General features: G+C 63.2%; 18 protein-coding genes. 10 read left to right on the top strand and 8 right to left on the bottom strand.

Features of this window, described 5'->3' with window-relative positions; translation table 11 throughout:
* Positions 1 to 41: 41 nt before the first annotated feature.
* Positions 42 to 1,061 (bottom strand): FecR domain-containing protein, encoded by a 1,020-nt coding sequence (locus CSQ91_RS03350; protein ID WP_099388550.1) that lies wholly within the window; start codon positions 1,059 to 1,061, stop codon positions 42 to 44.
* The gene (locus tag CSQ91_RS03345) at positions 1,051 to 1,563 is read right to left on the bottom strand and encodes a sigma-70 family RNA polymerase sigma factor (protein ID WP_373630472.1); all 513 of its coding nucleotides are present in this window, start codon (positions 1,561 to 1,563) and stop codon (positions 1,051 to 1,053) included. Before CSQ91_RS03345 ends, CSQ91_RS03350 begins: the two co-directional genes overlap by 11 nt.
* Before the next feature lie 261 nt (positions 1,564 to 1,824).
* Between CSQ91_RS03345 and CSQ91_RS03340 the strand changes: the two genes are divergently transcribed.
* The 4 genes from CSQ91_RS03340 to CSQ91_RS03330 all read left to right on the top strand — a co-directional run bounded on the left by CSQ91_RS03340 (position 1,825) and on the right by CSQ91_RS03330 (position 5,705).
* A complete protein-coding gene (locus tag CSQ91_RS03340) occupies positions 1,825 to 4,368 on the top strand; it encodes a PepSY domain-containing protein (protein ID WP_099388549.1) in 2,544 nt (847 codons plus the stop codon).
* 137 nt (positions 4,369 to 4,505) lie between these two features.
* Positions 4,506 to 4,691 (top strand): hypothetical protein, encoded by a 186-nt coding sequence (locus tag CSQ91_RS03335; protein ID WP_099387374.1) that lies wholly within the window; start codon positions 4,506 to 4,508, stop codon positions 4,689 to 4,691.
* Positions 4,692 to 4,853: 162 nt separating this feature from the next.
* On the top strand, positions 4,854 to 5,009 hold the full coding sequence (locus tag CSQ91_RS28845; RefSeq protein WP_161789600.1) for a hypothetical protein: 156 nt from the start codon (positions 4,854 to 4,856) through the stop codon (positions 5,007 to 5,009).
* A gap of 297 nt (positions 5,010 to 5,306) precedes the next feature.
* Positions 5,307 to 5,705 carry a bacteriohemerythrin gene (locus tag CSQ91_RS03330; RefSeq protein WP_099387373.1) on the top strand — a complete coding sequence of 133 codons (399 nt, stop codon included), beginning with the start codon at positions 5,307 to 5,309 and terminating at the stop codon, positions 5,703 to 5,705.
* 3 nt (positions 5,706 to 5,708) lie between these two features.
* On the opposite strand, the gene CSQ91_RS28840 is transcribed toward CSQ91_RS03330, so the two are convergent.
* On the bottom strand, positions 5,709 to 6,575 hold the full coding sequence (locus CSQ91_RS28840) for a hypothetical protein (protein ID WP_180278328.1): 867 nt from the start codon (positions 6,573 to 6,575) through the stop codon (positions 5,709 to 5,711).
* A 337-nt stretch (positions 6,576 to 6,912) separates the two neighbouring features.
* Here CSQ91_RS28840 and CSQ91_RS03320 point away from each other — a divergent pair, with 337 nt between their 5' ends.
* Together CSQ91_RS03320 and CSQ91_RS03315 are read left to right on the top strand one after the other, a co-directional pair.
* Entirely contained in the window at positions 6,913 to 9,147 is a 2,235-nt protein-coding gene (locus CSQ91_RS03320; RefSeq protein WP_180278327.1) for a TonB-dependent siderophore receptor, read from the top strand.
* Between the two features lie 182 nt (positions 9,148 to 9,329).
* Complete coding sequence (locus CSQ91_RS03315) at positions 9,330 to 11,138, top strand: carbohydrate binding domain-containing protein (protein ID WP_099387371.1); 1,809 nt, start codon at positions 9,330 to 9,332, stop codon at positions 11,136 to 11,138.
* 18 nt (positions 11,139 to 11,156) lie between these two features.
* On the opposite strand, the gene CSQ91_RS03310 is transcribed toward CSQ91_RS03315, so the two are convergent.
* On the bottom strand, positions 11,157 to 11,915 hold the full coding sequence (locus CSQ91_RS03310) for a nucleotidyltransferase domain-containing protein (RefSeq protein ID WP_099387370.1): 759 nt from the start codon (positions 11,913 to 11,915) through the stop codon (positions 11,157 to 11,159).
* A 106-nt stretch (positions 11,916 to 12,021) separates the two neighbouring features.
* Between CSQ91_RS03310 and CSQ91_RS03305 the strand changes: the two genes are divergently transcribed.
* Positions 12,022 to 12,588, top strand: coding sequence for a methylated-DNA--[protein]-cysteine S-methyltransferase (locus CSQ91_RS03305; RefSeq protein WP_092610646.1), 567 nt, complete (start codon positions 12,022 to 12,024; stop codon positions 12,586 to 12,588).
* A 64-nt stretch (positions 12,589 to 12,652) separates the two neighbouring features.
* A complete protein-coding gene (locus tag CSQ91_RS03300) occupies positions 12,653 to 13,027 on the top strand; it encodes a DUF1294 domain-containing protein (RefSeq protein ID WP_034786011.1) in 375 nt (124 codons plus the stop codon).
* Positions 13,028 to 13,667: 640 nt separating this feature from the next.
* Here CSQ91_RS03300 and CSQ91_RS03295 read toward each other — a convergent pair.
* Positions 13,668 to 14,390, bottom strand: a complete 723-nt coding sequence (locus CSQ91_RS03295; RefSeq protein WP_099387369.1) for a hypothetical protein — start codon at positions 14,388 to 14,390, stop codon at positions 13,668 to 13,670.
* A gap of 165 nt (positions 14,391 to 14,555) precedes the next feature.
* Here CSQ91_RS03295 and CSQ91_RS03290 point away from each other — a divergent pair, with 165 nt between their 5' ends.
* Both CSQ91_RS03290 and CSQ91_RS03285 read left to right on the top strand, forming a co-directional pair.
* Positions 14,556 to 14,735, top strand: a complete 180-nt coding sequence (locus tag CSQ91_RS03290) for a hypothetical protein (protein WP_034786014.1) — start codon at positions 14,556 to 14,558, stop codon at positions 14,733 to 14,735.
* A gap of 90 nt (positions 14,736 to 14,825) precedes the next feature.
* Positions 14,826 to 15,074 (top strand): hypothetical protein, encoded by a 249-nt coding sequence (locus CSQ91_RS03285; RefSeq protein ID WP_143450934.1) that lies wholly within the window; start codon positions 14,826 to 14,828, stop codon positions 15,072 to 15,074.
* 62 nt (positions 15,075 to 15,136) lie between these two features.
* On the opposite strand, the gene cydX is transcribed toward CSQ91_RS03285, so the two are convergent.
* The 3 genes from cydX to CSQ91_RS03270 are packed head-to-tail and all read right to left on the bottom strand — an operon-like array spanning position 15,137 to position 18,030.
* Positions 15,137 to 15,262: a cytochrome bd-I oxidase subunit CydX gene (gene cydX, locus CSQ91_RS03280; protein WP_034786017.1), complete on the bottom strand. Its 126-nt coding sequence runs from the start codon at positions 15,260 to 15,262 to the stop codon at positions 15,137 to 15,139.
* 22 nt (positions 15,263 to 15,284) lie between these two features.
* A complete protein-coding gene (gene cydB, locus CSQ91_RS03275; RefSeq protein WP_034786019.1) occupies positions 15,285 to 16,439 on the bottom strand; it encodes a cytochrome d ubiquinol oxidase subunit II in 1,155 nt (384 codons plus the stop codon).
* A gap of 13 nt (positions 16,440 to 16,452) precedes the next feature.
* Complete coding sequence (locus tag CSQ91_RS03270) at positions 16,453 to 18,030, bottom strand: cytochrome ubiquinol oxidase subunit I (RefSeq protein ID WP_099387367.1); 1,578 nt, start codon at positions 18,028 to 18,030, stop codon at positions 16,453 to 16,455.
* Positions 18,031 to 18,034: the final 4 nt, after the last annotated feature.

Raw genomic sequence — 18,034 nt, 5'->3', positions numbered from 1 at the left:
AAACAACTTTTCAAAAAGGGAACCCGTTTTGAGAAATATTCTTATTTACTGTTTTGATTGGGCAACTGGGCTTCCACCGTGACCCACCAGTCGTGCACGCGGTTGATCCTGACGGGCAAGGTCGCTTCCAGCGCCGCCAGGATGCGGTCCGTGTCGGCCAGCGGATAGCTGCCCACCAGGCGCAAATGGGCCACTTCGGGCGCGCAGCCCAGGTGGCCGCGCCGGTAGCGCGACAGTTGCGCGAGGAAATCATCGAGCCGCATCTGTTCCGGCTGCAAACGATACTCGATCCAGGCGGCCCCGTTCGGGTCGGCGGCGTATGGCTCGCCGATAAAACCGTCGCCAAAGCGCACCTGCTGGCCGGCCGGCACGATGCGCGGCACGCCGCCATCGCGGGGCGCCACCTCGACACTGCCCTCGTAGACGGCCAGCAAAGTGGCATCGCCTTGCGGCTGCACGCTGAAACGCGTGCCCAGCGCGCGCAGGCGGCCGTGCACGGTGTCGACCACGAGCGCGCGCGCCGGCTGGCGGCTGTCGCGCGCGGAGGCGAGATAGATTTCGCCGCCATGCAGGGCGATGCGGCGCAGCGTGTCGCTGTAATCAATGTCGAGGGACGTGGCCGTGTTCAGCCACAGTTGCGAACCGTCGGCCAGCGCCAGCTGGCGGATAGCGCCGACCGGCGTTTTTTCGCCCGCATGCAGACTGGCGACCCAGCTACGCGTATCGCGCCGCAGCAGCGCGGCGCCACCCATGCCGGCCGTCAGGCACAGCGCCAGCAAGCCCTTGACCAGGCTGCGGCGCTGGGTATCGCTCTGGCGCGGCCCAGCAGCGTCGAGCGCCTGGCGCGCCGGTTCGCCGGGCAGCTGGCGAAATTCGGCGCTGACGGCTTCCACCCGGCGCCAGGCGGCGCGGTGGGCAGGCGAGCTGGCATGCCAGCGCTCCCAGGCTTGCTGGTCGGCAGGATCGGCGTCTTCGCCGCGCAGCACGGCGAACCATTCGGCCGCTTCCTGCAAGATGGCGTAGTCGGCCGGCGGCATGGCGGCGCCTGGCTTAGGCGGCATCATCCATGCACAGCATGCATTGCAGCATGGCTTGCGCCATGTATTTTTTCACCATGCGTTCGGATACATCCAGCTGGCCGGCGATCTGCGCATACGTCAGGCCGTCGAGCTGCGCCAGCAGGAAAGCCTGGCGTGCGCGCGGCGACAAGGTATCGAGCATGGCGTCGATGCGGCACAGGGCTTCCACCACGAGGGCCCGCTCTTCGGGCGACGGCGCCGTCATTTCGGGACGGCCGGCCAGGGCCGCCAGAAACGTGCGCTCCAGGGTCAGGCGGCGCCAGTGATTGACCAGCAATCCATTGGCCACCGTGCTCAGGTAGGCGCGCGGTTCGCGCAGGCTGTCCGCCGACTGCGTCGCCAGCATGCGCACGAAGGTGTCCTGCGCCAGGTCGGCCGCACCGTCGCGGCAACCGAGCTTGCGCCACAGCCAGTTATACAGCCAGCCATGGTGGCTGGCGTACAGGTCGCTAAAAGTATCGAGGGAGGGAGAAATGGTGGACACGGGCAAACAAACAAAGGGGCTGCCATACTTGCCGGTCAAGTGGGTCAGCACTGCATCACGAATGAGAATGATTTTCATTTTCACACAATTTCACGACGATGTAAATTATCAAAAGCATCATCCCGGCCTGCCGCGAGCATTTTGCGCAACAGTGCCAGCGCGCCATCATTTGCGAATGATTCTCGTTTGCGTTAATATGTCAGCCTTCCTTCTTCCCCGCCATGTCTGACGCCCTGCATGGCGGCGCTATCGAAAGCCGCCATGACCACCTCCTCCCTGCCACAACCCCAGCTGCGCGCCAGCGCCGACGAGGCGCCGGAGACCCGCCAACAGCAGCGCCAGCCTGCCGCCACCCTGCAACCGCGGCGCTGGCACTGGAGCTGGAAGCAGGTCTGGTTTCAATTGCACTGGTTTATCGGCATCACGGCCGGCACGGTGCTGGTGATCATAGGCCTGAGCGGCGCAACCCTGGCCTTCAAGGATGAATTGCTGGACCTCATGAACCCCGGCGTGCGCCATGTGGCCGTGGAAACGCGCACACCGCTGACGCCTGGCCAGCTGGGCAACATTGCCGCTGCCGAACACGGCCAGCGCGTCGCCTCCATCACCATGTATGCGGAGGCGGGCGCGGCGCCACGCCTGTTCTTCGCGCCGAAGAATGGCCAGCGGCGCGGCGAATCCATTTATGTCCATCCCTACACGGGAGCGACCCAGCCGGCACTGACGGGGGCGGGCTTTTTTGAGTGGACGGAATCGCTGCACCGCTGGCTGCTGCTGCCCCGCGATCCGGGCCGGCAAGTAGCGGGCGCGCTGGCCCTGTGCCTGCTGGGCCTGGCCCTGTCCGGCCTGTATCTGCGCTGGCCCCGCCGTCCGCTGGACTGGCGCACCTGGCTGACCTTCGACCCTGCCCTGAAAGGCCGCTCCTTCCTGTGGAATCTGCACGCCGTGGCCGGTACCTGGTGCCTGGTCGTCTATGTGGCGCTGACCCTGACGGGTATTTACTGGAGCTACGACGTGGTGCGCGACAATATCGACGCCTGGGCCGGCAAGCCGCCAAGGATGGCACAGGCGCAGGCGCCGGGCAAGAAAGGCCAGTCCAAGGAGAAGAAGGAAATACCGGCCGTCGACATCGGCCCGGCCTGGAACAGCTTCCAGCAGCACGCCCCCGGCTGGACCCTGGCCAGCGTGCGCCTGCCGACCCGCGCCGGCGAAGCCGTGCAATTCACGTGGCTGGCCAGCGATGCGCCGCACGAACGGGCGCGCAGCCGCCTGTCGATTGCCCCGGCCGACGGCAGCGTCACGGAAAACGAACCGTACAGCCAGCAGGCGCTGGGTTCGCGCCTCGTCAACATCATTTATCCGCTGCACATGGGCACGTATTTGGGCTTGCCGGGCCGTATCATCGTCACCCTGGCCAGCCTGGGCCTGCCCCTGTTCGCCATCACGGGCTGGATGTTGTACCTGGGCCGCCGCAAGGCAAAACGGGCCGTGCAGGCACAGCGCGCCATGCTGGGCGCCGGTGCGCCGGGACAGGCGAACACGGGCTTGCCCACCCTGGTGGCCTATGCCAGCCAGTCGGGACAGGCCGAGCGCCTGGCCCTGGAAAGCGCGCGCGCCCTGCAGCAGGCGGGCGTGGCCGTCGACGTGCAATCGCTGGACCAGTTTGATCCCGTGCAATTGCGCCAGTATGAACGGGCCCTGATCGTCGCCAGCACCTTTGGCGAAGGCGAGGCGCCGGATGGCACGCGCCGCTTCGCGCGCCTGCTGCAAGCTACCTCCGGCACGCCGCTGACGGGCCTCGATTTCGGCATGCTGGCCCTGGGCGACCGCCATTACAGCGCCTTCTGCGGCTTTGGCCATACGCTGGCGCAACAATTGCAGGCGCTGGGCGCCGCGCCCCTGTTCCCCCTGATCGAAGTGGACAAGCACGACCCCGCCGCCCTGGCCGACTGGTCCACAGCGCTGGCCCGCTGCAGCGGCAGCGCCATCGACGCCATCGGTGTGCAGGAAGAAGCGTCATATGCCGAGTGGCGCCTGGCGCGCCGCGTGCTGCTCAACCCGGGCAGCCTGGGCGGCGAACTGCATGAAATCACCTTGACGGGTCCGGCCGATGCCACCTGGGACGCGGGCGCGCTGGCGGAAATCATCCCATGCAATGCGGACGGCAGCGATGGCGAGGCAGGCAGTGCCCATCACGCGCCGCGCAGCTATTCGCTCGCTTCGCTGCCATCCGATGGCGAACTGCAATTGCTCGTGCGTCAGGAGCGCCATGCGGGCGATGACAACCAGGGCTATGGCGTCTGTTCCGGCTGGCTCACGCGCTTCGCCCCGCTGGACACCCCCATCCGCCTGCGCCTGCAAGCCAATCCCGCCTTCGCGCCCGCCCTGGTCGACGTGCCCTGCATTTACATCGGCAACGGTTCCGGCCTGGCCGGCTTGCGTGCGCATTTGCGCGCGCGCCAGCGGGCGGGACTGGCCCGCAACTGGCTGCTGTTCGGCGAGCGCCAGCAAGCTTTTGACAGTATCTGCGGCGCAGAGTTGCAAGGCTGGCTGGACGCTGGCCACCTGGCACGCCTGGACCGCGTCTTTTCGCGCGATGGTGAAACACGGCAATACGTGCAGGACAGCCTGCGCGCCAGCGCCGGCGAACTGCGCGACTGGCTGGCGCAAGGGGCCATCGTCTACGTGTGCGGCAGCCTGCAAGGCATGGCGACAGGAATCGATGCTGTACTGCAAGAAGTACTGGGCCAGGAGGGACTCGATGCCTTGCTGGCGGCCGGACGCTACCGTCGCGACGTGTATTGATCTACATCAACCCGCCCCCGGCGCCGCCCGGCTATGTGGGCAGGCGCACAGTCAGCGCCTGCCATCGGACTACAGTAGCGGCATGGCGGCATGGAGACATATCCGCGCCGCCCCACCCACAGTCTGCGAGGCTAGCCATGAAAAACCCCTGGATGAGCATGTACCTGAGCGCCGCCAACCGCATCGCCAACACGGCGCGCGGCCATGCCACGGCCGCCGTCAAGCGCGAAGCGGCGAAAAATACGCGGCAATTGACGCAAGTGTGGTTCGATTCCTTCCTGCCCCCGGCAGGCAAGCCACGGCGCGGGCGCAAGGCGAAGTAGCCCCCGGCAGCAGGCGAACTGGTGCAGTGCATCACAGCAATAAGTTGAAGTTACGACCAGGTGGGCTAAACTGCAAGCATGGAATAAAGATATGCGTACGCGATTGAAGTGACCGGCAGGCGCCGCACCCCCGCGCCGCCACCGGCTCATCAGGAGACGACCATGTTGACGCTCAAAGTGCTGGCCTGCCTTGCCCTGTCGGCCTTGATGCTCGTGCCCCTCGTGCTGAGGGATACGATGCAAACGTCCGCCGGGCAGCAATTGCAGGTGCCGAATGTCGATGCGCAAGGCATGTGGGCCCACTGGCCTAAACAATAAGACGCGCGGCTGAGAAAACGTCGCTGACTGCGTTGCCGGGCCTCGTCGTACATTCGTACTGCCTTCGGCGCGGCGCCTTGCCAGCGGCGTTTTTCAGCGGCGCTCGGTAACACGTCGCATCGATGAAAACCGCTTGATTGCGGGTGGGGATTTGTTCTCTCCTCCCATTTATTTTTGCCTTGATTTGCTCCCCCTCTTCGCCGTACTTTTGATCCAGATCATGGATTTCCACCTTTGCTGCGCCCAAACTGGAACAGTCCGCTTCGCACCGTGACGGACTTAACCTGGAGTATCGGCATGGGTAAATCGCATTGGAAGGATGAGATGGCGCTGGGGGTTCCCGTCATCGACGAGGCGCATGAGGCGCTGTTTCAGGAGCTGGCGCGGCTGCAGCAGTTGGGCGACCAGCATTTCAGCGTGGCGTTTCGCGAACTGATCGCGGCCGTCGAACGCGACTTCCGCGAGGAAGAGGATTTGATGGAGCAGATCGCCTTTCCTTCGCTGGCCAACCACCGCGAACAGCATGCGCGCGTGCTCAGCGGCTTGCACCATGCCTGGGCCGCCGTCGATGAGGGCGACCTGGAACAGGGCCGCCATGCGCTGTCGCCCTTGCCGCAATGGCTGATCTTCCATCAGGCCACGATGGACCTGGCCCTGGCGGCGGCGCTGGAAATGGTGCAGCGCCAGCCAAACTGACCTCTACAGCAGCAGCACCGTGGCTTGCTCGGGCATGACGACGCGGTAGTGTCCCGGGTATTTGTCTTCGCCGTCGAAAATCTTGCAAAACACGGGTTGGTTGATGTCATTCACGGCCGACTCGTTCATGGGCAAGGTGGCGATCAGTTGCTCGCCATCCATCAACTGCAAGGCGCTGCCCCGCTCGGCCGCGCAAAACGCCAGCGATTGCACGTCGCTGGCGAACGGCCGCTTGTACCATGGCGTGATGGCTCGCACCGCGCGCCTGGCGTCCTGCAAGACCTGTCCCACGCGCGTGACGTTCCAGGCATCGCGCGCCACAGACGGCTGGAGGACGATATTCGCCGTCAGCTCCCCCCGGCCCTTGTTCACCAGGAAAGTGCCGTCCTGCGCGGCGATGTCATCGTTGAGCGGCACGACAAACACCCCGCCGCTGGAGACCTTGATCGGCACAGGCGCACCATTGCCTTGCAAGGCCACGCGCACGTCGTCGATGGTGGCGCTCAGCTTGGCCGGAATCAGGCGCAGGGCCATGACCACGCTGCCGCTCGACACTTGCCACACTTTCCTGGCCGTCAGATAACTTTCGCGGTAAGCCGTGAAACGGATGCGCGGCGCCTTGGCGTCGCTGCTGGCCGTGATCGTCACCATTTGCGGTGGCAAGGCTTCGTCTGCGCTCGCCGCTGGCGCCGGTGCCGGTGCCGGTGCCGCGGCGGGTATGACAGGCGTGGCAGGCGCAAGGGTTGGCGATACGGCGGCGGGCACGCTGGCGCTCTGCAGCGGCGCGGGAACAGCCGGCGGCGCGTGTTCCTGGGCCTGGCCCAGCGACACGACACACAACCATCCGGCACAAGCGATCCATGTACGCATGCATTTCTTTCAATGAGGAAAATATTTTATCAGCGCCTGCATTATCGCAGAAGGCCCGCCGATGCGCCGCCCCGGGTCTGCCTGCACTCCTGTCTGCACTCTTTTGGTGCGCACGCTTGATTATTTGGCAAATATCGCCTATATTGATAATGATTCTTATTCACGAAAGTGGCGGGAATCGCGCGCCCTTCTTTTCCACTGCCCGACCGCGCCGGGCCTTGCGGTGGAACTGCTATCCAAGCCAGACCACGGGCCAGCATCACGCCATCCCCCCAGCTACTGCGCACCTCGCCAGACGAGATAGGAAAACACACGACTACAATATTCCAGGAAAATGATGCAATCGACTACCGTATTTTCTTCTTCGCACCAGCCCGCCTTGCGCCCCCTCCCAAGCCTGTTGCACATCGCCCTGCTGAGCCTTGCCGCCGGCGTGGTCCTGCCGGCACAGGCTGCCGACGCCGCTGCGGCCGACGTCACCATGCCAGCCGTCACCGTGCTGGGCCAGTCGACGGCTACCACGGAAGGCACGCAGTCATACACGGCGGGCGAAGCGCGCAGCGCCACGCGCATGGACCTGTCCTTGCGCGAAACGCCGCAATCGGTCAGCGTCATCACGCGCCAGCTGCTCGATGACTTGGGCGCCGTGCGCCTGGACCAGGCGCTGGCACAGACGACGGGCATCCAGGTGGGACAGAACGATACGGAGCGCACGACCTTTTATGCGCGCGGCTTCGGCATCGACAATATCCAGATCGACGGCATGGCGCGCGGCGGCAATGCGCCATTGCAAGACACGATCCTGTACGACCGCATCGAGGTCGTGCGCGGCGCCACCGGCCTGATGGGCGGCACGGGCGACCCGTCGGCCACCATCAACATGATACGCAAGCGGCCGACGAAGGAATTCCAGGCCAGCGCCGGCCTGATCATGGGCCGCTGGGATGACCAGCGCGTCGAGGCCGACCTCTCCACGCCGCTGAACGCGGAGGGCAGCGTGCGTGCGCGCACAGCCCTGGCCTGGCAAAAACGCGATTCCTACCTGGACATGTATCACGAACGCAAGACGGTCGGCATGGTCATCGTCGAGGCGGACGTGCGCCCCGGCACCCTGCTGACGGCCGGCGTCGATTTCCAGGACAACAAGCCCACGGGCGCCACCTGGGGCGCCGTGCCGTACTGGAACGCAGATGGCAGCCTGGCCAATTTGCCGCGCAACACCAGTTTCACGACGCCATGGAGCACCTGGGCCAACAAGCAGCACACGCTATTCACATCGCTGGACCAGCGCCTGCCCGGTAACTGGAATATGCACCTGGGCTATGCGCGCACGGAAAGCACGAACCGCACCACCGTCGCCTATGCGGGCGCGGGCCATCCCGACCCGGCTACCGGTGAAGGCATGCGCCTGTGGACGGGCGCCTGGGGCGCAGGCAAGAAGAACAGCGACAATTTCGACGTGTACGCCAGCGGTCCCTTCACCTTGCTGGGACGCAAGCACACGGCCATCGTCGGCTGGAACGGCGGCAACCAGCGCTCGCGCTCGCTGGGCGGCGAAGCGGAAATCAATTACCCGGACTTCATCCCCGATTACCGCAGCTGGACGGGCAACATCCCCCGTCCCGTGTTCCACCCGGACGGTTCGCACACGGAAACCGTGACGCGCCTGGCGGGCGGCTATGTGGCCACGCGTTTGAGCCTGGCCGACCCGCTGCACCTGATCATCGGCGCGCGCAGCAGCACGTACCGCACGGATACGCGCAACTACGATACGCGAGGCGTGCACACGGACAACAGCGACTTCGTGGAAACGCGCAATGAAGTCACGCCGTATGTGGGCGCCGTGTTCGACATCAACAAGCAATTTTCGGCCTACGCCAGCTTCACGCAGCTGTTCAACCCGCAATCGAGCAAGGACCGCAACAACCAGTTCCTGGCGCCGGAAACGGGCGACAATGCGGAACTGGGCATCAAGGGCGAGTTCTATGAAGGCAAGCTGAATGCATCGGCCGCCCTGTTCCACACGAAGAAAAAGAACCTGGCGGAACTCGACCGCACGGTGCCTCCCGGCTTCTTGCTGCCCGACGGCGGCCAGGCCATGGTGGCCAATGGCGCCGGCGTGACGGCCAAGGGCGTGGAATTCGACGTCTCCGGCCAGATCACGCCCGCCTGGGAAGCGAGTGGCGGCTATACCTACCTGCACGCGGCCGAGGCCGATGGCCGCCGCGCCGCCAGCACGCAGCCGCGCCATTTGCTGCGCCTGGCCACCAGCTATCGCTTCGACGGCAGCCTGGCTGGCCTGAAAGCGGGCGCCAGCATGACGGCGCAAAGCGCCACCTACAGTGAGTCGTGGTACGGCCGCCCGCCATCGGGCACGATCACGGATATCCCGCAGGCCGGCTATGCACTGGTCAACGCCATGGCCAGCTATGCGCTCAGCAAGCATGCCAGCGTGCAGTTGAACGTGAATAACTTGCTCGATAAAAAGTACTACCGCAACGTGGGCTTCTTCGACGGCGTGTTCTGGGGCGAACCGCGCAACATCAGCCTGGCCGTGCGCACGGCGTTTTAAATAAGCGCATCGCCGGCGCCAGCACGGCGGACGAAGCCCTGTCCGCCGTGCCGTGAATGGCAATGATCTGCGCGATAGCGCATTCATTGATATGGAATTGAAATAGGCAACAATCAGCCATGAACACGTCCTTGAGTTAGTGATTTTTTGATATTATCAAAAATTTAAAACAGGGATATCTGATGGAAATGAAAAAGACGGCTGTCTGGACGGCACTGGCGCTGTCATGCGCCGGCGTGCTGCCGGTACTTTCCGCAAACGCGGCAACGCCAGCTTGCACGAACTGCTTTGAAAAACGCTGGATTTATTACGGCGGCAATATTACGGCAGCAGCCTCCACGGCCGATGCCAGTTTCAACAAGGTCATCGAACTGATTCATGTCGCCAAGGCGGAGGGCTATAACGGCATCGCCCTCAATGCGGGCGGCAGCGGTTCCTATGTGGCCATGCTCAATCCCGCCACGGCGGCAAAATATCCCAATTACTTCCCCAATTTCGCCCTGGTGGTGCAGGCGGCCAAGGATAACGGCATCGAATTGATACCGGTCGGCGGCGGCCCGGAAGTCCCCGTCAGTGCCGCGCCGGACTTGATCGAGGCCTTGCCGACCATCGATACGCCGTTTATCGTACAAGGCAGGCGCGCGGTGCCTGTCGGCCTGTCTGCCATTGACGATCCCGGTTTTGAAAACAGCAGCCCGGCATGGGAATTGTTTGAAAAAACGGCAGGCAACAGCGTTGTCGACAATACGGTCGCGCACACGGGCCAGCGCTCGATTAAATTCAGCAAGGCTGGAGACAGCAATATGGCCCGGCTGCACCGCAAGTTAAGCAACCTGCGCCCGAACACCGCTTACCGCGCATCGTTCTGGATCAAGACTGAAAACTACCATCCCGACGCCGCATTCAGGATACAGATTACCGATCCCACGGCAAAGGCGCCAATGTATTCGAATGCCAACGCCGGGCTGGGCTGGGGTACGCAAAATGGCGCCTGGAATGGCAGCGGCAACACACTGGCCAGCACGCAGGATTGGAAACAATATAATCTGGACTTCAATACAGGGAATAATCCCCTGACGTATTTGTATATCGGCAGCTGGAAAGTAAATCTGCTGCAGGCTGGCGCCGTCTGGCTCGATGATCTGGACATCAAACAGATCGGCCTGGCCCATACGATACGGCGCAATCCCGCGACCTTGCCCGTCACGGTAAAGTCGGAAGACGGCAGCATCACGTATGTGGAATCGCTCGATTATGTCGTTGACACGGAAGCGCTGAACCTTCCCGCGCAAAGCAGCATCGGCGAAGGCGCCATCCTGCACGTGTCAGCCTACCAGTCGGCGCAGAGCATGACCTCCATGTGGAGTACGCCGGCCAGCGCCTGCTATCAGAAATTCTTCGATATCCAGAAACAGTATTACGACAATATCCACGGCCTGCTCGACGGCCCGACGAAATTCTTCCTCTACTACGATGAAAACCGGGTACTCAACTGGGATCCTGCCTGCGGCAACATCACGGCTGGAAAATACCTGGCGCACATGATCGAGAAACACCAGGAAACCCTGCTGCAAGCGTACCCGAATCTGGAACTGTATGTCTGGAATGACATGTTCGATCCGAAGATGAACGCCATTCCCAAATACTGGGCCGTCAACGGTGACGTGAGCAACTCATGGGAAGGCCTGAAGACGACAACGGTCATCGTCAACTGGAGCGATGAAGGGACCGCCAGGCGCAAGGCATCGCTGGAATTCTTCCATGGCCTCGGGCATCGGCAAATGATCGCCGGCTACTACGACGACAGCGCCCTCGACACCGGCAATGTGCATTCCTGGATGGAGGCACTGGCGCAGGCGGAAAGCAATGGCGTAACGGGCGTCAACGGCTTCATGTACACCGCCTGGCGCGGCAATGCCGGCTATGCCGATGTCAAGGCCGTCGCCGACTACATCAAGAGGCATTATCCGCAGCGCTGGCCGCAGCAGTAAATCCCCCTGGCGGGACAGTTACTGCGGCGCGCTGCGCCAGTGCGCGGGCGCCGGCAAGGTAAAGCCATCGAGCAAGGGGCCACCGACCGGCGCCAGCACGGCGGCGGCAACCTGCCCGAACGCATGCTGGCCGGCCGGCAAGTCGGCCGCCACCAGGCGCAGCGCGCCATCGAGTTGCCCGGCGATATAGGCGTCGAACGCCAGCAGGCGGCGAAACAGGTGCTTGCCCTTGCCGCTCCACTGTCCCGCCGCGCGCAAGTGCAGGTCGGCCAGCGCCGGATACAACTGGCAGGCAACGGTCAGCGCCTCACCCGGGTGACGGCTGTCGACCAGGTCTTCCAGCGAGGTGGTGATGGCGTAGCGGCGCCGCTGCAAATTGTCCACATCGAGCACGGGCGGCCCGGCGGCGGCGATGGCTTGCGCCAGCGCCAGCAGCTGCGCGTGCTGCGGCCCGGGCGCGGCGATGTTCTCGCCTTCCAGCACCATCCTCGCCAGCGGCACCGTGCCGCCCGGCGCATCGATTTCCTTGCAAAAATACGTGAACGTGGCCACGTCATGCGCGAACAGTTCCACCGTGCGCCCTTCGGCCACGATGGTCGAGCGCCAGGCGCAGTCGACGTGGTCGAACAGCAGCAGCAAGTCGATATCGGAACTGGGCGTCTGCCGGCCCGTGGCGAACGAGCCGCCGATGATGGCCGCCACGGCCGTGGGATACTGCTGCCGCACCAGCCGCGCGGCAATCGCGCGGATATCGTCATAGGTAGGGATCGTCGTCAAAGCACATTCTCCGGGCCGAAAAAGGTTATCCTACACGCGATCGTGCAGACGACATGCACGCTGCCGCCATCCTGCTAAACTGGCGCCATCTGATCAAGGAACAAACATGGAATACGACTGCATCGTGGTGCCCTCGCCCGTGGGCGAGCTGACCCTGGTGGCGCGCGGCGCGGCCCTGACCGCCATCCTGTGGGAAAACGACAAGCCCAACCGCGTGCGTCTGGGCGCGATGCGCGTCGATGACAGTTGCCCCGTGCTGCAGGAAACGGCGCGCCAGCTGGCGGAATATTTCGCCGGCACGCGCCAGCAATTCGACGTGCCGCTCGATTTTGCCGGCACGCCTTTCCAGCAGGAAGTGTGGCGTGCGCTGCTGACGATACCGTACGGCCAGACGCGCAGCTATGGCGAGATCGCGCGCCAGATCGGCCGTCCCGCCGCCGTGCGCGCCGTGGGCGCCGCCAACGGCAAGAATCCCATTTCCATCATCGCCCCCTGCCACCGCGTCATCGGCGCCACGGGCGAGTTGACGGGTTTTGCGGGCGGCCTGCATGCCAAGGAAACCTTGCTGGCCCTGGAAGGCATCGCCCTGTCCAGCGACCGCGAAGCGCTGAAAACGGGCCACGCCCGCCGCCGCGCCGTGCACATCGATACGGCGCAAGGCTGTTTGTTTTAAGCTGCAGCATCGCTCCCCTTGTGGGATACTCACGCCCCCCCCCCCGCTCAAGCAAACACATCATATGCCCTACCTTGTCATCCTGTTCTTTGTTGTTCTGTATTTACTGGCCACTTTCTTTTTCCACATTCCCGCCCTGGTCGCCCTCGTGTATGGCGTGCTGAGCCTGAGCTGTTTCGTTGCCTATGCGATCGACAAGTCCGCCGCAAAACAGGGACGCTGGCGCACGCCGGAACGCACCCTGTTGCTGCTGGGACTGTTTTGCGGCTGGCCGGGCGCCGTACTGGCGCAGCAATGGCTGCGCCACAAGTCCAGCAAGCGTTCATTCCGCATCGCGTTCTGGATCACGGTCGCCATCAACATCGGCGCTTTCGTGTATTTCAGCATGCATTACGCGGCGCCCGATATCGGCACCGAGGTGGCGCCGATCGAACTGTAAAACTGCCCGGCTTCTCGCTCGCACAGCACCGTTGTCCAGAAGCAGTTCCACCCGCTAAGATGTAACAGTTATTGCAGTGCATTGTTCGTGAAAAGATCGCCTGTCAGAATATCAATATATACGATATTCAACCCCATTCATCGACACGGGAAAGCCCTTTTCAAGCATGCGTACCTTGCAATTCCACAATTCCTTCTTGTCACGCCTTGCTGTGGCGATTTGTTTCGCCATCAGTCTGGCCGGCTGCACCAGCTATCGCTTTATCCCCCCGGACTCCGACGCGGGCCGTCAATGCGTGACGAGCTGCGGGACCAATCAACAAATATGCATCGCAGGCAAAGAGCAAGTTGCGGCGGCCCAGGTACAGGCTTGTGAGATGAGGAATGTCAGTACCGTCTCCATTTGCCTGGCCGTTGCGAAAACAGATGCTGACCGGGAACTGTGCTCGAAGAAACGGCAATATTGTTCCTCCAACACAGCTGGAACGTGGCAATGCGAGGCGGATTACAGAGCGTGCTATACGCAATGCGGTGGCAGAATCGAGGAGAGTGAATAAAGTATCGAAAGGCTGATGCCGCCGCACAAGACGCCGCCGTGGCTACCGCGCATCACGAGGCGTGGCGGGTTCGATTCAATATTATTACTCGCCCAGCAAGCGCAGCGATTCCAGCCAGTCCGCCTTCCATTCGCGCAGCAATGGTTGCGTGGCGAAGGCCTTCTTCAGGTGCGCCATCGGCACGCGGTGCACATCGTGCAAGCCGAACGCCAACGTCACCGGATGCCACAGGTGGCTGTTCTTGCCGCCGCGCGAATTCTTGCGCACGCGTGCGCCATCGTCGCCAAAGATGCCCACGCCACTGGTCAACCCCTTGTCCAGGTCGATCTTGCCCACGCCGGCAAAGGCAATCAAAATCTGCTCGCGGCCCAGGCCCTTCAAGGCGCTGGGCAAGACCACCGGCGCCGCTTTTTCAGCTTCGGCCGGGTCCGGCTGCGGATGCTGGAGTTCCTTGAGCAAACGCAACAGATCGCGCTCCTGGAAGTGCAAGCCATCGACCGGCACGCGCAGTCCCGGCGCCTTCAGCTCGATGGCGATGTTGCCCGAGTCGCGCGTAAAGCGCAGCCACACGTCATCGGCGCCCGAGGCCAGGTGCTCCTTGTCGCCGATGAACACGACGGGTGCCGCATAGCGCGTCACGCCGTCATGGAACAACTCGGCCCATTCTTCGCTGTAATCGAGCCAGACGTAGGGCAAGCCGCCCTGCTCCAGCAAACGTGCCAGGGTCCAAGGCGTGCCCGTCTGTTCAGCCAGCCAGGCACAGGCGTCAAAGGCGGTGGCGCGGTACGGCAAGGAAAGGGAGGTCATGGCGGTTCCGTCGATAAAAGTGGAGCGCAGTGTAGCAGACGCCGCCACCGTCCCCGTCGGCAGGCGCAGCGGGCGCGCCTTTTTTGCGCGATGTGCTAGGCTGGAAGCATCAGCACGCGCCACGGCCATTCCGGCCGCCTGGCGCACCACCGCAAGGGGATCATCATGCATTCGAGCACCAACGCCGCTACCGCACCCGCCCCGCCACCGGAGCGCGATTCGCCCACGCCGGCCAATGAAAGCCATGCGGAGGAAGCGCTCGATGAAGCGCTGAAGGAAAGCTTTCCGGCCAGCGACCCGATCGCCATTGCCACCCCAAAACCGGCCGGCAAGACGCCCTCCTGAAGGCATCTCCCCCATCAGCCACCCTTGCGGTGGCTTTTTTTTTGCCGAAACTGAATCCGGCCGCCCCGCCCGCGCGTACATGGCTATGCCATGACGAATGAAGTTGCCACGCGGGAAGGAAAAGCCATGCAGCACTACAGCAAAAAAACGGATCCCATGGATCAGCGCCTGTATCTGGCCCAGCGCATCGACCGGGCCGGTGCACGCCTGGAACGCTTGCACGACGCGGCCGAACGGGAACGCTGCGCGCAATGGATCACGGCCTGGGCCGTGGCGGCGGGCGCCGATGCGCCGCGCGGCATGAAGCTGCGCATCCGCGGCGAATTCATTTTGCTGTGATAAAAGTAAAAGCCCCGCCCGATGCATGCGCACGGGGCGGGGCCAGTCAAGCCGGCACCTTCCTATTTCGAGGTGTCGCGGTACTGCTCGGGCGTCGTGTCGCCATCGGCGATTTCATACCACATCGCGTTGAGCACGGCGAAAGTCGCCGCCAGCGGAAGTCCCAGTATCCAGGCGAAATACCACATAGTTATATCCTTTCGTTGATTCTTAGTAGGCGTGACCGCTGTCGTCCTTGATTGCTTTTTCATCAACCTTACCCCACAGCACTTTATATACCCACGTCGTGTACGCCACGATGAGGGGAATGAAGACGGCCGTGACGACCAGCATGATGAACAGGGTCATGTGGCTGGACGAGGAATCCCACACCGTCAGGCTGGCGCGCGGGTCGATCGACGATGGCAGGATGAACGGGAACATGGCCGCGCCCACGCCAAGGATGATGCCGGCGACGCCGGCCGCGCTGGCCAGCAAGGCCGGCACTTCGCGGCGCGCACGCTGGAAGGCGAAGGCCAGCAGCGGGCAAAGCAAGCCCAGCGCTGGGGCGATCCAGGTCCACGGATGGGCGGCAAAATTGAGGAACCAGGCGCCCACGTGGACTTCCGCCGTTTTCAGCATCGGATTCGATGGACCGTCGACCACCACCGTGCTGCTGATGCGGTAGCCATCGACCCACAGCCACAGGGCCACGCCGGCCAGCGCATACAGCACCACTGTCGCGATCGCCGCCACGCTGCCGTAGCGGCGCGCCCGTTCGGCCACGGCGCCATCCGTTTTCAGCTGCAGCCAGGTGGCGCCGTGCATCACCAGCATGGCGACCGAAACGAGGCCGCACAGCAGGGCGAACGGATTGAGCAGCGCAAAGAAGCTGCCGTCATAGAAGATGTGCATGTCTGGCGAGAAACGGAACGGCACGCCTTGCAGCACATTGCCGATCGCCACGCCGCAGATCAGGGCCGGCACGAAACCGCCCACGAACAGGGCCGCATCCCAACGGGCGCGCCAGCGCGGATCTTCGCGCTTGCTGCGGAATTTGAAGGCCACGGGACGCACGATCAACGCCACGAGGATGACGAACATGGCCAGATAAAAGCCCGAGAACGAGACGGCGTACAGTTGCGGCCAGGCGGCAAAGATGGCGCCGCCGCCGAGGATCAGCCACACCTGGTTGCCCTCCCACACGGGACCGATACTGTTGATGACGACCCTGCGTTCCAGGTCCGTCTTGCCGACGAAGGGCAGCAGGATGCCCGTGCCCAGGTCGAAGCCGTCCGTGATGGCAAAGCCCACCAGCAAGATGCCGATCAGCAGCCACCAGATCAGGCGCAGTGTTTCGTAAGAAATCATTTCATGCAAAATCATGGTCTGGCCCTCCTTAGGCGCGTTGAGTCTGAATGGCAGCGGGGGCTGGCACGGGGGCCGGCGCCTTCTCTTCCGGCCCCTTGCGGATGGCCTTGAGCATGAGCTTCATTTCGATAATCAACAGCACCGTGTAGATGGCGGCAAAGCCGGCAATCGTGATCAGCAAGGTCGAGGCACCGAGGTTCGATACGGCCACGGCCGTTGGCAGCACGCCTTCGATCACCCACGGCTGGCGGCCCACTTCGGCCACGATCCAGCCCGCCTCAATGGCCACCCATGGCAGCGGGATGGCGAACACGGCCAGCTTCAGCAGCCAGCGGTGCTTGTCCAGGGTGCGGCGCGTCGACAGGATGAAGAACGTACCAGTCAACAAGATAAAGAACATGCCCAGGCCCACCATCACGCGGAAGGACCAGAACAGGGGCGCCACGGGCGGCACGGTATCGAGCGCGGCCTTGCGGATCTGCTCGGGCGTGGCCTGGCGCGGGTCATCCACGTAGCGTTTCAGCAGCAAGGCATAGCCCATGGACTGGCCTTTCGACTCGAACATGTCCTTCGCCTCTTGCGGCACGGGGCTGCCTGGCGCCACGCCGCGGATGGTCTGCAGCGCGTCATACGCCTTGATGCCATCCTTGATCAGCAGCTCGCCGCGGTCGACCAGTTGCTCGATGCCGGGAATTTCCGTCGTCAGCGAACGCGTGCCGATCAAGCCCATGACCATCGGGATGTGCACGGCGTAATGCGTTTCGCGCGCTTTCGCGTCAGGGAAGCCGATGGCCGTGAAGGCGGCCGGGGCCGGTTCCGTGGTCCACATGGCTTCAATCGCGGCCAGCTTCATCTTTTGATGTTCGGACGACAGGTAGCCGCTTTCATCACCGAGCACCACCACCGACAGCGAGGCGGCCAGGCCGAACGAGGCGGCCACCGTCATCGAGCGCTTGGCCAGCTGCACGTGGCGGCCTTTCAGCAGATACCAGGCAGAAATACCCAGCACGAACACGGCCGCGGCCGTATAGCCGGCCGACACCGTGTGCACGAATTTCGCCTGTGCCACGGGATTCGTCAGCACGGCGCCGAAATCCGTCACTTCCATGCGCATGGTTTGCGGATTGAAGGCCGCGCCGACGGGATTTTGCATCCAGCCGTTGGCGATCAAAATCCACAGGGCCGAGAAGTTCGAACCGATGGCCACCAGCCAGGTCGTGACCAGGTGGCCCCGCTTCGACAGCTTGTCCCAGCCGAAGAAGAACAGGCCGACGAAGGTCGCTTCCAGGAAGAAGGCCATCAAGCCCTCGATGGCCAGCGGCGCGCCGAAAATGTCGCCCACATAATGGCTGTAATAGCTCCAGTTCATGCCGAACTGGAATTCCATGACGATACCCGTCGCCACGCCCATGGCGAAGTTGATGCCGAACAAGACACCCCAGAACTTGGTCATGTCGCGCCAGATGGGGCGGTTCGTCATCACATAAACCGTCTCCATGATGGCGAGGATCACTGACAGGCCGATCGTCAGCGGAACAAATATAAAGTGGTACAGAGCTGTCAGCGCGAACTGCAGTCTGGATAAAGCGACAATATCGAAGTCCATATGA

Origin of the sequence: Janthinobacterium sp. BJB301 (assembly GCF_002735685.1) — a bacterium.
Lineage (GTDB): Bacteria > Pseudomonadota > Gammaproteobacteria > Burkholderiales > Burkholderiaceae_D > Janthinobacterium > Janthinobacterium lividum.
Note: the sequence above shows the minus strand (reverse complement) of the source record. Positions and strands in the feature narration are given on the sequence as shown.

Bases quoted from the DNA above. Each gene is read 5' to 3' on its own strand.
- CSQ91_RS03350 (WP_099388550.1), bottom strand. From the start codon at position 1,061: ATGCCGCCTAAGCCAGGCGCCGCCATGCCGCCGGCCGACTACGCCATC.
- CSQ91_RS03340 (WP_099388549.1), top strand. From the start codon at position 1,825: ATGACCACCTCCTCCCTGCCACAACCCCAGCTGCGCGCCAGCGCCGAC.
- CSQ91_RS03335 (WP_099387374.1), top strand. From the start codon at position 4,506: ATGAAAAACCCCTGGATGAGCATGTACCTGAGCGCCGCCAACCGCATC.
- CSQ91_RS28845 (WP_161789600.1), top strand. From the start codon at position 4,854: ATGTTGACGCTCAAAGTGCTGGCCTGCCTTGCCCTGTCGGCCTTGATG.
- CSQ91_RS03330 (WP_099387373.1), top strand. From the start codon at position 5,307: ATGGGTAAATCGCATTGGAAGGATGAGATGGCGCTGGGGGTTCCCGTC.
- CSQ91_RS28840 (WP_180278328.1), bottom strand. From the start codon at position 6,575: ATGCGTACATGGATCGCTTGTGCCGGATGGTTGTGTGTCGTGTCGCTG.
- CSQ91_RS03320 (WP_180278327.1), top strand. From the start codon at position 6,913: ATGCAATCGACTACCGTATTTTCTTCTTCGCACCAGCCCGCCTTGCGC.
- CSQ91_RS03315 (WP_099387371.1), top strand. From the start codon at position 9,330: ATGGAAATGAAAAAGACGGCTGTCTGGACGGCACTGGCGCTGTCATGC.
- CSQ91_RS03305 (WP_092610646.1), top strand. From the start codon at position 12,022: ATGGAATACGACTGCATCGTGGTGCCCTCGCCCGTGGGCGAGCTGACC.
- CSQ91_RS03300 (WP_034786011.1), top strand. From the start codon at position 12,653: ATGCCCTACCTTGTCATCCTGTTCTTTGTTGTTCTGTATTTACTGGCC.
- CSQ91_RS03295 (WP_099387369.1), bottom strand. From the start codon at position 14,390: ATGACCTCCCTTTCCTTGCCGTACCGCGCCACCGCCTTTGACGCCTGT.
- CSQ91_RS03290 (WP_034786014.1), top strand. From the start codon at position 14,556: ATGCATTCGAGCACCAACGCCGCTACCGCACCCGCCCCGCCACCGGAG.
- CSQ91_RS03285 (WP_143450934.1), top strand. From the start codon at position 14,826: ATGACGAATGAAGTTGCCACGCGGGAAGGAAAAGCCATGCAGCACTAC.
- cydX (WP_034786017.1), bottom strand. From the start codon at position 15,262: ATGTGGTATTTCGCCTGGATACTGGGACTTCCGCTGGCGGCGACTTTC.
- cydB (WP_034786019.1), bottom strand. From the start codon at position 16,439: ATGATTTTGCATGAAATGATTTCTTACGAAACACTGCGCCTGATCTGG.
- CSQ91_RS03270 (WP_099387367.1), bottom strand. From the start codon at position 18,030: ATGGACTTCGATATTGTCGCTTTATCCAGACTGCAGTTCGCGCTGACA.